Source organism: Acinetobacter indicus (genome assembly GCF_009914475.1).
In the GTDB taxonomy this organism is placed as follows: Bacteria; Pseudomonadota; Gammaproteobacteria; order Pseudomonadales; family Moraxellaceae; genus Acinetobacter; species Acinetobacter indicus.
In genome coordinates, this window is sequence record NZ_CP045198.1 from 2,214,881 (window position 1) to 2,229,989 (window position 15,109).

The 15,109-nt window shown below is 38.1% G+C and carries 15 protein-coding genes and 1 pseudogene; 3 read left to right on the forward strand and 13 right to left on the reverse strand.

The window, feature by feature from the left end; all coding sequences use genetic code 11:
- Positions 1–188: 188 nt before the first annotated feature.
- The 4 genes and pseudogenes from GA693_RS10985 to GA693_RS10995 form a co-directional block, all read right to left on the reverse strand.
- On the reverse strand, positions 189–1,064 hold the full coding sequence (locus GA693_RS10985; RefSeq protein ID WP_160240883.1) for a pirin family protein: 876 nt from the start codon (positions 1,062–1,064) through the stop codon (positions 189–191).
- 201 nt (positions 1,065–1,265) lie between these two features.
- On the reverse strand, positions 1,266–1,829 hold the full coding sequence (gene ahpC / locus GA693_RS10990; protein WP_005180661.1) for an alkyl hydroperoxide reductase subunit C: 564 nt from the start codon (positions 1,827–1,829) through the stop codon (positions 1,266–1,268).
- A gap of 404 nt (positions 1,830–2,233) precedes the next feature.
- A complete protein-coding gene (locus GA693_RS14970) occupies positions 2,234–2,368 on the reverse strand; it encodes a hypothetical protein (RefSeq protein WP_257221849.1) in 135 nt (44 codons plus the stop codon).
- Between the two features lie 173 nt (positions 2,369–2,541).
- Positions 2,542–3,632, reverse strand: a pseudogene (locus tag GA693_RS10995) (IS3 family transposase).
- 247 nt (positions 3,633–3,879) lie between these two features.
- Between GA693_RS10995 and GA693_RS11000 the strand changes: the two are divergent.
- Entirely contained in the window at positions 3,880–4,209 is a 330-nt protein-coding gene (locus GA693_RS11000) for a four-helix bundle copper-binding protein (RefSeq protein WP_004641881.1), read from the forward strand.
- 128 nt (positions 4,210–4,337) lie between these two features.
- Here GA693_RS11000 and GA693_RS11005 read toward each other — a convergent pair whose 3' ends face one another.
- The 8 genes from GA693_RS11005 to GA693_RS11040 all read right to left on the reverse strand — a co-directional run bounded on the left by GA693_RS11005 (position 4,338) and on the right by GA693_RS11040 (position 11,924).
- On the reverse strand, positions 4,338–4,631 hold the full coding sequence (locus GA693_RS11005) for a type II toxin-antitoxin system RelE family toxin (RefSeq protein ID WP_000221358.1): 294 nt from the start codon (positions 4,629–4,631) through the stop codon (positions 4,338–4,340).
- The gene (locus tag GA693_RS11010) at positions 4,621–4,866 is read right to left on the reverse strand and encodes a type II toxin-antitoxin system RelB/DinJ family antitoxin (RefSeq protein WP_104988060.1); all 246 of its coding nucleotides are present in this window, start codon (positions 4,864–4,866) and stop codon (positions 4,621–4,623) included. The genes GA693_RS11005 and GA693_RS11010 overlap by 11 nt, the downstream gene beginning before the upstream one ends.
- A gap of 179 nt (positions 4,867–5,045) precedes the next feature.
- A complete protein-coding gene (locus tag GA693_RS11015) occupies positions 5,046–5,990 on the reverse strand; it encodes a copper resistance protein B (protein WP_004668309.1) in 945 nt (314 codons plus the stop codon).
- Positions 5,977–6,315 carry a hypothetical protein gene (locus GA693_RS11020; RefSeq protein ID WP_104988059.1) on the reverse strand — a complete coding sequence of 113 codons (339 nt, stop codon included), beginning with the start codon at positions 6,313–6,315 and terminating at the stop codon, positions 5,977–5,979. Before GA693_RS11020 ends, GA693_RS11015 begins: the two co-directional genes overlap by 14 nt.
- On the reverse strand, positions 6,302–8,167 hold the full coding sequence (locus GA693_RS11025) for a copper resistance system multicopper oxidase (protein WP_104988058.1): 1,866 nt from the start codon (positions 8,165–8,167) through the stop codon (positions 6,302–6,304). The genes GA693_RS11020 and GA693_RS11025 overlap by 14 nt, the downstream gene beginning before the upstream one ends.
- Positions 8,168–9,051: 884 nt before the next feature.
- The gene (locus GA693_RS11030; RefSeq protein ID WP_104988057.1) at positions 9,052–9,303 is read right to left on the reverse strand and encodes a DUF4041 domain-containing protein; all 252 of its coding nucleotides are present in this window, start codon (positions 9,301–9,303) and stop codon (positions 9,052–9,054) included.
- A gap of 189 nt (positions 9,304–9,492) precedes the next feature.
- Positions 9,493–10,365, reverse strand: coding sequence for a restriction endonuclease (locus GA693_RS11035; RefSeq protein WP_104988056.1), 873 nt, complete (start codon positions 10,363–10,365; stop codon positions 9,493–9,495).
- A 95-nt stretch (positions 10,366–10,460) separates the two neighbouring features.
- Positions 10,461–11,924: a hypothetical protein gene (locus GA693_RS11040; RefSeq protein ID WP_160246262.1), complete on the reverse strand. Its 1,464-nt coding sequence runs from the start codon at positions 11,922–11,924 to the stop codon at positions 10,461–10,463.
- 533 nt (positions 11,925–12,457) lie between these two features.
- On the opposite strand from GA693_RS11040, the gene GA693_RS11045 reads away from it, so the two are divergent.
- Both GA693_RS11045 and GA693_RS11050 read left to right on the forward strand, forming a co-directional pair.
- Positions 12,458–13,168, forward strand: a complete 711-nt coding sequence (locus GA693_RS11045) for a hypothetical protein (RefSeq protein ID WP_104988053.1) — start codon at positions 12,458–12,460, stop codon at positions 13,166–13,168.
- 12 nt (positions 13,169–13,180) lie between these two features.
- A complete protein-coding gene (locus GA693_RS11050; protein WP_104988052.1) occupies positions 13,181–14,287 on the forward strand; it encodes an ImmA/IrrE family metallo-endopeptidase in 1,107 nt (368 codons plus the stop codon).
- Positions 14,288–14,349: 62 nt separating this feature from the next.
- On the opposite strand, the gene GA693_RS11055 is transcribed toward GA693_RS11050, so the two are convergent.
- Complete coding sequence (locus tag GA693_RS11055; RefSeq protein WP_104988051.1) at positions 14,350–14,943, reverse strand: recombinase family protein; 594 nt, start codon at positions 14,941–14,943, stop codon at positions 14,350–14,352.
- Between the last annotated feature and the right edge of the window lie 166 nt (positions 14,944–15,109).

Sequence of the window (15,109 nt, forward strand, 5' to 3'; positions counted from 1 at the left end):
AGTTGTTTTACAAAGTGCGTGCTTTCCGCTAGTATACGCTCCACACAAGAATGACAACCACATCACATAAAATCATTACAGATAATGATACAAATGAGATAAAACAAGAAACTTAACAGCGCAATAACAAGAAAGCCTCTGATTTTTATCAGAGGCTTTTTTCTTTTCGCAGCAGGATCGCTGAATGCTTAGCTTTGCAGCGGAATTTGGCCAAACTTACCAGAATGAAAGTCCTCAAAGGCCTGAATAATTTCCTGTTTGCTGTTCATCACAAAAGGACCATGGCCTTGAATTGGCTCATTTAATGGCTCACCGGTCAGAATTAAAAACTGTGTTTCCTGCTGCGCCTGCAACTGAATGATCGGCTCGGCATCGCGGGCAAACATCACGATAGAACTGTCCTGCACCTGTTGAGTGCCATTCACCAGCAGCTCGCCTTTTAGCACCACCAGCAGGACATTGTGAGTCACCGGAACATGCACAAAGGTTTGCGCATCTTTGTGCAAGCTACCATCCCAGACATTGACCGGACTAAAGGTCTGTGCCGGCCCGGTGTGACCTAAATAGTTCCCGGCAATCACCCGGAGGTGCCCGGCGGCATCGTCCAGTTCAATTCGGGGAATATCGGCAGCGGCAATGGCCTGATAACGCGGCGTGGTCATTTTGTCTTTGGCTGGCAAATTGACCCAGAGCTGGACCATTTCAAACAGTCCACCGGCTTCGGTAAAATCGGCAGAATGAAACTCTTCATGCACCACGCCGGCACCGGCTGTCATCCACTGCACATCACCCGTCTGAATGGTGCCCCCGCCACCGGCCGAATCTTGATGGGTGACGGCGCCCTGATAGGCCAGAGTCACGGTTTCAAAGCCACGATGCGGATGTGAACCCACACCACGCTGCGCTGTCGTTGCCTCAAACGGATAAGGCGCAGCATAGTCGAGCATTAAAAACGGGCTGATGGCCTGACCTAAACGGTCATAAGCAAACAGGTTCTGTACCGGAAAACCATCACCGACCCAGTGCATGTTTTTATTTCGATATAAACCAATTATTTTTTTCATACTGTCCTGCGCCTGCAAGGAGAATTGATCGTTTCATGTTAAGCCTTTGCGGTGCGGCCAGCTAGCGCAAATCTGGCATACTGCATTGCAAGAATAGAATCATCCAGGCGCATCCGGATTCTGCTTGGTTTCTCTTTCAACAGACAAAAAAAATCCAGAAGCGGAGTTCTGGATTTTCATCAGAAGATAAATGCAACTGGATTAGATTTTACCGACCAGGTCGATTGACGGTGCAAGCGTTGCTTCACCTTCTTTCCATTTTGCCGGGCAAACTTCACCTGGGTGTGCATGGACATATTGCGCTGCTTTGACTTTACGTAGCAGTTCCTGGGCATCACGGCCAATACCGCCAGCGTTAATTTCAACGATCTGGATGGTACCTTCCGGATCAATCACGAAAGTACCACGGTCAGCCAGACCTTCAGCCTCAATTAACACTTCAAAGTTTTTTGCCAGAGTCCAGGTTGGATCGCCAATCAGCGGATACTGGATTTTACCAATCACGTCTGAAGTATCGTGCCAGGCTTTATGGGTGAAGTGGGTATCAGTGGATACGCCATAAATTTCAACGCCCATTTTCTGGAATTCAGCATAATGATCAGCCAGATCGCCTAATTCGGTTGGACAGACAAAGGTAAAGTCTGCAGGATAGAAAAATACCACCGACCATTTACCGATCATGTCCTGCTCAGACACTTCAATGAATTGACCATTCTGGTAAGCAGTAGCGTTAAAGGCTTTCACTTGGGTATTGATTAAACTCATTTTGTATTCCTCAGTGCGTTGTGGGGATTGCTTATCTTGTGAAGCTAGAATACAAAACTGATGTAAATCGGTAAAACAGTACTTTTTTATAAAAATAATCGGAAATACAGATTTAAATATTCTATCTCCATTGAAGTTTTTATCGTTTTCCTCAATTGATCTATCCTACTTTTCACACAGGCAATAAAAAACCCTTTGCCAAAACAAAGGGTTTTTATCAATTTCTGCTTTAGAGTGTGTCAAAACGGATATACATACCAAATTATAATTAATATATATATTTCAAAAACTTAATGTATTATGTATTGTATTTTGTAAAAATTCAATAAAAAATACTTAAAAATTTACACTTTTTATCTCACTGAAATTTAGTGTTAATTCGGAAGCTATGAAAAATAAATATACTAAACTGGAACATAAGCCTGAGCTAAACGCTTTTCTGTAGATGCTTGTGTTGTGTAAAAACGCTCTTGGATGGCATATACAAAATTCTTTAAGGACTCTTCGTCTGTAATCGTGTATTTACCATTTGCATCCATAGGTAAGCCCAAGGTTTGGATATAGCTATGTAAGTTTTTTTTAACTTGAGGGCTATACGCATTGTAAGTATCTAATGCTTTAGCAATATTCTTACGATTTGGAATGCCTACTTTATCTACAGTATATGAGGGGTGGTAATCCTCCCATAAATAACCGAAGTTAAAAGTAGAGGTTAAGCAGCCATTAGAGGTGGCCTTCCTTTGTTTGCTTGGTGTGGTCTTTCATGGTTGTAATGCCACAACCAGTTTGTTGCATAATCTTGTACTTCATCCAAAGTATCAAATAAATGCTTGCTCAGCCAACTATAACGTATGGTCCGATTATAGCGTTCAATATACGCATTCTGCTGTGGCTTACCCGGTTGAATATATTCAATACGAATACCGTGCTCAGTCGCCCAGCGCACAAATTCGTGACTGATAAATTCGGGACCATTATCGCATCGGATCACTAACGGTTTTTCTCTCCACTCCAGCAATTGATTCAACGTACGAATAACCCTGATTGTGGGCAATGAGAACCCTGCTTCAATGGCTAGGCCTTCGCGGCGGTAATCATCAATCACATTCAATAATCGAAACTTGCGACCATCGGAAAGCTGATCATGCATAAAATCTAATGACCAAACCTGATTTTCTCGGATTGGTTCCTTCAATGGTTCAGGCGCATGCCGTTTTAGTCTTCTTCTCGGTTTAATACGCAGATTCAGTGCCAACTCACAGTAAATGCGGTAAACCCGCTTGTGATTCCAGCAGCAACTCTCAACATGCCGTAAATACGAGAAGCACAAACCAAAGCCCCAATCGGAATTTTCCTCAGTGAGTTCAATGAGCTGTTCAGCAATGAGTGCATTGTCATCGCTGAGTTTGGCTTGATAGCGGTAGCAGGTTTCACTAATGCCAAATGCTTTACAAGCCAAACGAATACTAATGGCATGCTGGGCAACTGCCTGTTGTGCCATCTTACGCCGGCAAGATGGCTTTACCCTTGCGCAGCAGTGCTGCTCATTGCCATCGCTTCCTGGATGATTTCGGCCTTTAATCGCTCTTCCGCATACATCTTTTTAAGTCTGGTATTTTCGGCTTCTAGCTCTTTCAGTCGAGCCATTAATGATGTATCCATACCACCATATTTGGCACGCCATTTATAAAAGGTAGCATTACTCATGCCGTGTTCACGGCAAAGGGTCGCTACAGGTGTGCCAGATTCTGCCTGTTTCAAGATGGACATGATCTGACTGTCAGTAAATTTAGATGTTTTCATGCAGAATCTCCTGCTCGTATCTTAAGAGAAAATTCTACTTTTAGATCCTATTATTTTTAGGGGGGATTACCCTATCCTAATTAAAAACAGTTTTTTAATAATTTGGAATATAAATAAGATTTAGGTAAAATTAACATTATTCATATAAATTAACATTATGTATTACATTTACTAATAATTTAAAATAATTAGTAGAAAAAAATTATGTTTTAATTATTTCTTTGATTATATAAATTGAGAGTAAAAAATGATTAATACGGAATTTTCAGAGTGTATTTCTGCATGTACAAACTGTTCACTTATTTGTACTGAATGTGCAACTTCTTGTTTAAAAGAAAAAGATTTAGAGATGATGCGTGAATGTATTCAACGTTGTCTAGAATGTGCAGATATTTGTCAGTTATGTGTGCGTATGCAACAACATAACTCACCTTTCCTCAAAGAGATTTGTGAGCTTTGTGCTAAGATCTGTGAATATTGTGCGGAAGAGTGTGAAAAACATTCACATGATCATTGTAAAAAATGTGCTGAGGCTTGCCGTCAGTGTGCAGAAGAATGTCGAAAAATTGCCATGTAAAATACTTCAATAATGTTAATTATATGGCTCTAGACTAACATAATCATTCTGCTAGTCTAGAGCCTTTCCTAAAATTAACATAATACACCTTATACGAAGCCAAAAATGGGAGCTTTAAGCTCCCATTTTTAGTCTTTAATTCGCTTTTTCGCTTCGTCATAAACTATGCTATCAGCTCGTTTTCCGACGGTAATGAGCAGGATAACTACCTGATCATCTTTAACTTGATAGACAAGTCGGACACCAGCTTTTAATAATTTGATTTTATAGCAACCTGCAAGATCGCCTCTAAGCATATTCTTTGGAATATGTGGCTGCTCTATGACTTTGGCTAGTTTCTTTTTAAATTGATCTCGTATAGCAACAGGGAGTTTTTCCCATTCTGCTGTAAAGTCCTTGTGACGTAAAAGCTTATAAGTCATCTAATGTGACTTCCTCAAACATCTCTTTAGGATCATTAATGCGCTTACGGACAAGAGCTAATAATTCTTCATCTTCTTCTGAAAGCAAAGCTTTTTTGACAGGCAGTTTCCCAGTCGTAGCAACATACTCAAGAATACTAGTGAAGAAATCCGTAGGTGTAATACCTTGCTCTTTAAGGATTGAATAAGATTTTTCTTTAAGGGCTTCATCGATCCTGAAGTTAACAGTAGCCATCATATTTCCCAAGTATTTAATGTACTAGGAATATTGTAATGCAAATTGCATTACAAGTCGACTTCGCATAACAGCCATTATGTTAAATGGAAGGAAGCAAAATAAGTTAACATTTTGCTTCCGGCCACATTAAGCTAGAGTTTTATTTAAATAAAGCTATTTAGTAATCATTAAATTAATTAAAATCTAAATCTAACACCAGCTCCATATAACCAACCTTTCTCAGAGTTTGATTCTATTTGCCACGACGTTTCATCATTACCTTTTGAATACTCATAGGCAATGTCGATATACGGCATGATCTTTTTACTGATTTCATAGCGAGTTTCAAACCCTGCGGTTGCACTGCTTAAACCAGTTTTTTTCGCATATTTAGAGTCATCACTAAAGATAGCATCCAACTCTAAATAAGGTTGAATAATCAACTTTTGCGTAATCAGAAAATCACGTTCCGTTTCTAGGCTAAAGCCCGCATAATTGTCTTCTCCCGCATAGAGATAAGCATCAGTTTCAAAGAAATATGGCGCCATACCATGTAAGCCAATCACCGCATCAACATTTTCTTCGGTGTCTTTGCGATGATCATTGAGTTCAACTTTTTCACTACGATAACGTGCACCAATCTGTGCATCCCAAAAGTCTGAAATCATACGGCTATATAAAAGTTTGGCATCATAATGTGCATCATGCGATTCTTCTTTATCGGCATGAATTTTAATAAAAACCTTATTTTCATCTGTGCCAATACGGGTTTCAAACTCTGACTTTAAATCACCTGTGCCATCTTCATTGACAAGCCACTTATTGTCCACTGTCGTAATCGCATAAATTTGCGCACCGTGTTCTGAGCGATGATCATAATGCGAACTCTGCTGAGCATTCGCATCTGGTACATGATGTAAATGATTAACCGTAGATGTTGCCTGATGTTGTGCCTGATTCATTTGGCTATGGTTCATTTGAGAGCGATCCATTTGCATCGGCTGATTTTGACTAGAAGATGTAGCAACTGTCATTTTTTCAGGCGCACTATGATCTTCACCATTATGTGCCAAACTCACTGCACTGACCATCAACAAAGAGCTTGCTAAAACAGTTTTAGAAAAAAGATTAATGGTGCGCATGTTGATCTCCTTTCTGTACTTTTTGATCTTGCTGTTTCTCTGTTGATTTGTGATGCATTGGCTGATGACCTGCATGTTGATGGTTCATCGGTGCTGAATGTGCAGTATGATTCATTTTCCCCATCATCTGCATGTGTTGTGCATGCTCTTGTGGAGAATGCTGTGAATGATCCATCTCAGACATCGCTTGATGATTCATTGATGGTACATTTTTTCCATCAGTCTGAGCAGTTGAATGATGCCCTTCGTGCGCCAAACTTAAGCTTGTTAAACTCAATACCGCAACAGAAAAAAACGCTTTAAATACAAAATTAGTGATGTGCATGTCCAGCTCCTTTTTGCTCAGTTACTTGGTGAGTTTGAGTCGAATTTGTACCTTGAATTGGCGTTGTAGACACTTGTTCATCGCTAACATTTGCCACGATCAACTTGTTCATCATTCCTGCACTCATGTGATACAACAAATGACAATGGATTGCCCATTCGCCCAACTCATCCGCAGTTAATAAAGCAGTCACTGTTTTACCCGGTGGTACAATCAATGTGTGTTTATTCGGCATATCTACCGACTCTTGACCATTCTCCAACTGCATAAACATGCCATGTAAATGCATGGGGTGCGCCATCATACTATCATTAATAAATTTGATACGGATACGCTCGCCATACTTCACTTTTAATGGCTCAGCATCGCTGAATTTTTTACCGTTAATCGTCCAAATATAACGCTCCATAGTACCGCCCAAACGCACTACTAATTCACTGCTAGCTTCACGAGTATCTTTTTGCGGTTCTAAAGATTTTAAATCACTATATTGCAAGGCTTTATTGCCCGCAGGTGTAGATGCATTTGCCCAACCATAAACCACTTGATCATTTTCTTGTGGTTTTGCTGTGCCATGCTGTGAATGATCCATTTTCGAGTGATCCATGCCTTGCATATCGCCATGGTTCATTTTTGAATGATCCATTTTCGAGTGATCCATGCCTTGCATATCGCCATGGTTCATTTTTGAATGATCCATTTTCGAGTGATCCATGCCTTGCATATTGCCGTGGTTCATTTTCGAATGATCCATTCCTGCATGATCACCGCCACCATGTCCCATATCTTCCATGGTCAAAAGTGAGCGTGGACGTGGTGCAGGCATATGAATGCCATGTGTCATAGGATTTAGTTCATTGTGCAGTGTACCAATCGCATAGCCTGAACGGTCAATTGACTCAGCTTCAATTTGATAATGTCCGCCTTTTGGCTCCACAATCACATCATAAGTTTCAGCTGTGCCAATACGAAACTCATCCACAGCAACAGGTTTTACAGGCTGACCATCAGCACTGACCACAGTCATTTTCAAGTTAGGAATACGGACATCGTAGAAAGACATCGCAGATGCATTCACAAAACGTAGGCGAATTTTTTCATTCGGTTTAAACATTCCTGTCCAATTTTGTTCAGGTGTTTTGCCATTAATGAGGAAGGTATAACCTGTAACATCCGACATGTCGGTTTTTAGCATACGCATCTGATTCCACATTTTGCGGTCAGACCATGTCGCTTTTATGCCATCACGTTTAACCTGCTTCCAAACATCACCCAAGGTTTCACGCTGATCTTGATAATATTCAGCTGAAATTTTAAGATCTTTCTGAATTTGATCACTGGTTTTTTCATGAAAATCTGACAACATCACCACATAGTCACGTTCAGCTTTTTCATGTGCTGCCAATGGTGTTTTACCTTTTGGATAAATCACAAAAGAACCATATAAGCCGTCCTGTTCCTGTCCTTTAGAATGAGCGTGATACCAATAAGTCCCGCTTTGGCGAATCTTGAATTTATAAACATACTCGCTTTGAGGCTTAATACCGTTAAAACCATTAAATCCCGGTACACCATCCATAATGCCCGGCAACAACAGTCCGTGCCAATGAATAGAAGAATCTTGGTTTTTTAAATTATTTTTCACGCGAATGATGGCTTCATCACCCTCTTCAAACTCAAGCAAAGGCGCAGGAAATTGACCATTTACGGTAATGCGCTTTACAGGCTTTCCAGTTGGGCTGACCACTGCTTCATCAATAACAAGCTGATATTCACGCACTTCGGCAAAAACCAAAGGCGACGATGCAAAACAAATACCTGCTAATAGGTACGAACTAATTTTATGAGACATAACTTAACCTTAATTTTTGAAAAATAAATAAATTTTAAAAAAATTGGTTAAGCTTTAGGGGGACGTGAAATTTCTTGCCAATACCCATTTAGATATTGGTTGGGGTAATAAAAATTAGGCTGATCTATAGAATAGAAGGTATCTAGGGGATCTAGCGAGCTTTGCAAAGAATGAAGACATGAGATCTGTGTCTGGCAGGATAAGCTAGAACATTCCTGACACTTTTTGTGATCTATATTCTGATTAAGAGCTAAATGATTATGGCAATCGGTATTCGTCTGTACTTCGTGATTAATACCATGTTGAGTGACTTGCTGTGCTTGATCTAAACAATGATCTTGGCTCATTTCAGTTTGCATATTGATATGCATTATCTTTACTGATGCAACAGACACACTACTCCATCCTATGGCAAAAATCATAAGAAAACAAAACCAAAGTTTTTTGGAGAGATGAGTCAACACGAATGCTATCTAGCAATAGAATTTAATCCAAAATATCTTAACGGAATTTTCAAATATTTACAACTCAATATAATTTAGTAGTTTCTCTAAAATTAACATAATACACCTTATACGAAATTCTTATATTTTTTCTTTATTTTTCAATGGTATAATACAATCTTTAAAGCCCCTTTTCTCCAATCTGGGCTTTTTTATGATTTATTACGTTCCACGCTTACTATTTGATCAATGTTCCACGATTTTAATAAGTCAAGGTGAACAATCAGATCAGCCATATGGCCTTAAAGGATAAATTTCGTCATTTTATTATGGCCAACATCAGGGTGAAGTGTGTCTAAGCTTTTTTGAAGCGAATATCATCGACTTAGGTCCCTATTTGCAACAGTACCCTCTTTCTACCATTTTTATAGATCGCTGGTATTAGCCTTCCACCCTCTGCTGTTGAAATTCACTTGACCCAGTCTGTTGTTGTGCCTTGAAGGCTAAAACCAGGGCTATAAGTTTAAATTCTTCCAAACGTAACTTTAAAAATGATTCATGAATTCGGGTATGACCGAATGCTTCTCCATAATGATTGATCAGGATAAAGTCATCTTGTAGTGCCTGAATAAACAGGTCCACAGTGTCATGGTCTAATTGGGATAAATACAGATCAGCTTTACTGTTAAACACATGAGTAACCAGAGCGATGGCAGAAAGTTGGCGATTTTCTTCGACATACTCACATTGCCCCCCGTGCTTGCTGCAATGGCATTTTTTATTTTACAGCGGACTTCTTTTAACTGCCGCGCGGCATGAATCTCCCCATAGCCCGAGAGATTTTATGTTAAATAATAAAAATATCCTTGTAGTGACTTATATCTAAGGCTTAGGGAGATTTCTAATATATTCATAGGCAATGTAACACTCCCCTGTTTCAGATGCATGTCTTAGCTTTGCCTCCAATAAGACAGGAAAAGGTATCTTTGATTTCAGACATTGATGTATATCTCTACCTGAAATACAAACAATTCTATTACCATTTCCAAAAGCAGTTAAACCATCACTACTAAAACCTTGCCAACTGATAAAAACACCTCTAGTCCATGAAGCCTTTCCATTAAGCTTACCTTGGAATGCGTGTAGATCACTAGCTGGCGTTTCTTTACTATGCCATTTTGCTTCCATTAAATAGTAAGCCCCATCCACTCTAAAACTACCGTCTATTTGTTCCCCTGTATTTCTAAAGCTCCCTTTTGGATCCATTTTGAATACTTTAAATAGCTCATTTAACCATAGTTCAAATGCATATCCACGAGGATGAGGGGGTAACAGTTTAATCCTATCCATTTCGGATATTAAATGTGTGTAATCAATGTCACTGAATGAGTTTTTGGGTGGAATTACCGATGGCAATCTAGCTGATAAATTTTTATCTAAAGATTTTATACTTACGATCAGAGCATTGTATTCAGCTAGATCTCTAGTTGCACTAGACGGATCTAAAGACATACGGTATGACCATAATTTATCTAAAACATGCAAAGCGGTATCTGCATCGACTTTTTTGAGAAGACAGCGCACACGCTTAGCTTTACTTGTCCCATCTTCTTTGTACTGTTCATTATCAATGTCAATATTTAACTCTTCATCAAAGAAATGGATAAGGGTTCTATCACTAAAATCTAGAAGATATCCACCTTCTGCACCAAATATACGATTAAATATCGTTATGTCTCTAAGTTTTAACTTCATAAATATCCGTAGTTGAGCTAAAAGCCACCTTTTACTATATTTTAAAAATTCATATAACTACCATTATTTTAAAGGAAGCTAACTTATAATTAACTCTAATCTATAAGTGGTTTAATATCAGAAATATTTAAATATCCTTTTATATCAATATTATCTTTATTTAATTTTACTAATACCCATCCTGTAGGTAAATTATCAGTTTTATATACTTCAATTAATGTATTTTTTTCAATTTCTAAAATATTTTCTCCATCGGGTGTCGCTCTTAAGAAGCTGTTAGATGTTAATACCGCATGACCTTTAATATTATTTATGGAATTTACTATCTGATTTTTATTAGATTGAATAAGTTCTATTTCTGATGAGATCGACATAGCTATTGTTAAAATTATTGGTATAACAAAATTAATAAAAATATTATTTCTTTGTGGTTCAGGTGTGTTTTTAAAATAATCATAAATAATTGATCCACTTGATGTATCAAAAATTCCTATATCAATTAGTTCAGACGCTATATTTAGTGCATCTGTATCATGGATAACTGAATCTATAGCTTGAGCTGCATCTTTATCTATATGGAGTTCTTGTCCGTATAACTGGTTAAAATTATCAGTAATGTTTTTATTATTCTGAATAAAAGTAGAATCTCTATTTATTAAATTTTGTCTTTCTAACCATAAATCATTTGAAATTTTATGATGAAGACTTTGAATTTTAGTTTTTAAATCTGGCATTAGAGTAGTTGCTGCTAGAATTTTTTGTGTATCCGCTTCTAGACCTAATGATTCATTAATTGTTATAGATGAGGCATATTTTTTTATAGCTTCCATGGCAGCACTTTTATGATCCCACGGTCCTGCTACGTTGGCCATAGCAGCGCCAATAACACTGTTTCTGTTCCAAGGCTGAGTAGCTTTCTCAAGAGCTTCCATAGCAGAACTTTTATGATCCCACGGTCCTGCCACGTTGGCCATAGCAGCGCCAATAACACTGTTTCTGTTCCAAGGCTGAGTAGCTTTCTCAAGAGCTTCCATAGCAGAACTTTTATGATCCCACGGTCCTGCTACGTTGGCCATAGCAGCGCCAATAACACTGTTTTTGTTCCAAGGCTGAGTAGCTTTCTCAAGAGCTTCCATAGCAGAACTTTTATGATCCCACGGTCCTGCCACGTTGGCCATAGCAGCGCCAATAACACTGTTTCTGTTCCAAGGCTGAGTAGCTTTCTCAAGAGCTTCCATAGCAGCACTTTTATGATCCCACGGTCCTGCTACGTTGGCCATAGCAGCGCCAATAACACTGTTTCTGTTCCAAGGCTGAGTAGCTTTCTCAAGAGCTTCCATAGCAGCACTTTTATGATCCCACGGTCCTGCTACGTTGGCCATAGCAGCGCCAATAACACTGTTTTTGTTCCAAGGCTGAGTAGCTTTCTCAAGAGCTTCCATAGCAGAACTCATAGCACTATATTCATTCCTAGGTTTTGTAATTCTAGTGATAGTTTTATGGAGCTTTTCTATTCCACAAGGATCTAATAATTTATCTAAGTCGTATTTGAATGACATGATTTTTTAATCCCCTTATGGATTAGTAATAACTTTTAATTTTCCTAAAAAACATAATACATTCTATTAAAAATAAGATTAATATCAATAACTTATATTTTAAGGTATCCAAACTATAACCGATTGACGTCTTTTTAGGATATTTCACCTATAGGTTATTGGAGGTAATCTAACTTATCAATATTTGCAAAATGGTGCCTGTAAAAAAAAAGAGTTTTCACAAAAATTCTGCATTACAAAATATATTATTAAGAAAAATATGACACCTACAATCAGGAAGGTAAGGCCACTTAACTTCCAATCAGTAACATCATCATTACCGCACTTACCGCAGTAGTAATAGTAACCCTTGATTCTTGCCCCACATTCGGGACAGTTTTTATGATTAATAAAGAAACTACTCATTTGCATTCCCTCAATTGTAATAATGTCGTTTTGAGAGAAATCTATCACAGTTTTTAATAAATGTCTTTTTTTAAACATCAAATGATGTTATAAAAAGGTCATTCGCTACTCTTTAGGATATTTCCGTTATGAATTTTAATCTTCTTGATGAAGAATCGATCCAGCCGTCTGAACCCACACCATGTGACTTCTTTACTGGTACAGAAGCAAACCTTATAGTGAAAAATCTCGGTTTACCTGATCTTGATTTAGTAAGAGAAGCTATTATGATTGGTGATGCTGACTTTAGAACCAATACAGTTTTCAATAAAGCCAGATTTATTAGCCGTTGGGGTAAAATTGGTGAACAGCTAGCTCTACTACTTAGAAAATCTGATCCGGGTTGGGTTTTCCATAACGAAAGCCAACCTCGTATTGAGAATACAGCCAAGAAGATACAAATTATCTTTATGACCGGTAACCTAGCATTAGGTCATCAAGATCAGGTTCTATCAGCCTATTGTGAAAAAGGTTATATGACCTTAAAAAATATAAAAGATAACTATTCTACCTACGATGACGAGACAAAATTACGCACCTGGATTGTTTACTTTCCTTCAGCTTCGCATCCAGCATATAAAGATAGTGATCTTCCAACAATTCCATTTGAGATCGCCTACCCTACGAGTTTTGTACAGACCCCAACCAAGTCAAAAATTTCAATTTTGCCAAGCAACCACACTTGCAGAATCGCATTTGAAATAGATAATACTCTCCCAATCAAAACTGATCCAAAGCCAGTATTGGAGCCATCTGATGAGATCAAACCAGATGATTTCGATATTCAGCTTGTAGTTTAATCTGAGGTTAATGTGTTTAATAAAGATCGTTTACGTATTGCTAAAGAACTGCGTGGACTTAGCAATATCGATTTCGCAGAAAAATTAGGTTGCTCTATCTCTAAGGTAAAGCAACTTTTAGATGTGGATAAAGAAATCAATGACAATGATCAGCTCGAAATTAGCAGCACATTAAATTTGCCTATGTCATTTTTCATGAGGAATGACACGCAACCTCATGAAACCGATCAAATATTTTATAGATCCGTTGCTCGCATTAAAGCACAGCATAAAAAATCCAATGAGGCATATACTCTTTTGGCTGTAAATATTAATAAGTATTTAACTCAGAAAGTTAAGTTGCCTTCATTCCAGCGCCCGGACCTAGATATTACGGAGTGCTTGGGGCAGCATAAATATGCAGAATATTTAGCATCTGAACTAAGAGGCTTATGGGCTTTAGGTAATCAGCCTATTAATAATGTGGTTTCTTTGTGTGAACTAAAAGGAATCCGTGTCTTTAGATTGCCTACAGAAATTAAGGAAATCGATGCACTTTCATTTTTTGATGATGAAACTGGCAGTCCTTTCATATTTCTTAATACATTTAAGTCAGCTGAAAGAGCACGTTTCGATTGTGCGCATGAACTTGGACATATTGTTATGCACACGCATAATAAGAAAATTCGTGTTGAAAAGGACAACAGAGTTCTTGAAACTGAAGCAGATCAATTTTCTTCAGAGTTCTTAATGCCAACAGATGCATTCTTTGCAACGGCCCCTCGTTATTTGTCACTTGAAAATATGATTGAATATAAAAAGGTTTGGCGAACTTCTTTAAAGGCAATTAACTATAAAGCTCATAAATTGGGCTTAATTAGTGACTGGGTTAATCGAAGTAATTTAATGAAAATTAACTCTTTAGGTTTCAACATTAATGAACCAGAAGAAACTCACCGTGATGAGAGTTTAATGCTTCCAAAAATTATGTCTGTCCTCGCCTCTCACCCCTCATTTGATAAGAATAAAATGCTTGATGAAATCGGAATCTCTGAAGATGATTTCAATCAATTAACATTTGATTCTTTAGCTAAAATTGATATACCAAAGAAAAAATCTAAATTGTATATTCTTGAATGATAACTATGCTGGCCACTACCAGCATAACTTCTTGTAGGATTATGCTAGCGGTCCAGTGAACTTTAATTTATTTCATCACTTGCTGCATTTAAAAATCCGTTTTGCAAATAGCGATACACAGCCTGCCGGCTGATACCAAATGCTTTTGCCAGCTCAACTTTGGATGAATACTTCTTTTCGTCCCAAGCTTGTCGCAGGGCTTGAGCCTGATCAGGATTTAATTTATGGACACGACCTTTATATTTTCCTTGAGCAGCTGCGATCTTAATCCCTTCTTTCTGACGTTCTAGGATAATCTCTCGCTCAAATTGGGCAAAAGCACCCATTAACTGCAACATCAGGTTATCCATCGGAGTAGCCTGAGCGGTGAAGGTAATATTTTCTTTGACAAACTGGATGGCAATTCCCCTCTTTATGAGCTGATCAACTTCAGTAACTAAGTCTTTCAGACTACGAGCGAAACGATCCATGGAATGAACAACAATCATGTCTCCTTCACGAACATAGCTGAGCATTTCCTGAAATTTCGGTCGGACAGTGTTTTTTCCAGAAGCCTTATCAACAAAAATCCGGTCAACGTCAATTCCTTCAAGTTGTCGCCCAATATTTTGGTCAACAGAGCTCACTCTGACGTATCCCACCTTATGACCTTTCATTTTGCACTCTACCAGACGTTTATTTCTATTTATTGTAATAAATAAATTTAATATTTAAAAGTTACATGTAACGTATGGTCACTTTTCATTTAAATGAGACACAAATTCTGGGGCATTTCAAATGTTACTTTAGGGTGTACTTTAAAGTTACACAAAACATCTATAT

What these genes read in the sequence shown, in the direction of transcription:
- GA693_RS11010 (WP_104988060.1), bottom strand. Translation starts at nt 4,866, where the DNA reads ATGGCTACTGTTAACTTCAGGATCGATGAAGCCCTTAAAGAAAAATCT.
- GA693_RS11020 (WP_104988059.1), bottom strand. Translation starts at nt 6,315, where the DNA reads ATGCACATCACTAATTTTGTATTTAAAGCGTTTTTTTCTGTTGCGGTA.
- GA693_RS11005 (WP_000221358.1), bottom strand. Translation starts at nt 4,631, where the DNA reads ATGACTTATAAGCTTTTACGTCACAAGGACTTTACAGCAGAATGGGAA.
- ahpC (WP_005180661.1), bottom strand. Translation starts at nt 1,829, where the DNA reads ATGAGTTTAATCAATACCCAAGTGAAAGCCTTTAACGCTACTGCTTAC.
- GA693_RS14970 (WP_257221849.1), bottom strand. Translation starts at nt 2,368, where the DNA reads ATGGATGCAAATGGTAAATACACGATTACAGACGAAGAGTCCTTAAAG.
- GA693_RS10985 (WP_160240883.1), bottom strand. Translation starts at nt 1,064, where the DNA reads ATGAAAAAAATAATTGGTTTATATCGAAATAAAAACATGCACTGGGTC.
- GA693_RS11045 (WP_104988053.1), top strand. Translation starts at nt 12,458, where the DNA reads ATGAATTTTAATCTTCTTGATGAAGAATCGATCCAGCCGTCTGAACCC.
- GA693_RS11015 (WP_004668309.1), bottom strand. Translation starts at nt 5,990, where the DNA reads ATGCGCACCATTAATCTTTTTTCTAAAACTGTTTTAGCAAGCTCTTTG.
- GA693_RS11035 (WP_104988056.1), bottom strand. Translation starts at nt 10,365, where the DNA reads ATGAAGTTAAAACTTAGAGACATAACGATATTTAATCGTATATTTGGT.
- GA693_RS11040 (WP_160246262.1), bottom strand. Translation starts at nt 11,924, where the DNA reads ATGTCATTCAAATACGACTTAGATAAATTATTAGATCCTTGTGGAATA.
- GA693_RS11055 (WP_104988051.1), bottom strand. Translation starts at nt 14,943, where the DNA reads ATGAAAGGTCATAAGGTGGGATACGTCAGAGTGAGCTCTGTTGACCAA.
- GA693_RS11025 (WP_104988058.1), bottom strand. Translation starts at nt 8,167, where the DNA reads ATGTCTCATAAAATTAGTTCGTACCTATTAGCAGGTATTTGTTTTGCA.
- GA693_RS11000 (WP_004641881.1), top strand. Translation starts at nt 3,880, where the DNA reads ATGATTAATACGGAATTTTCAGAGTGTATTTCTGCATGTACAAACTGT.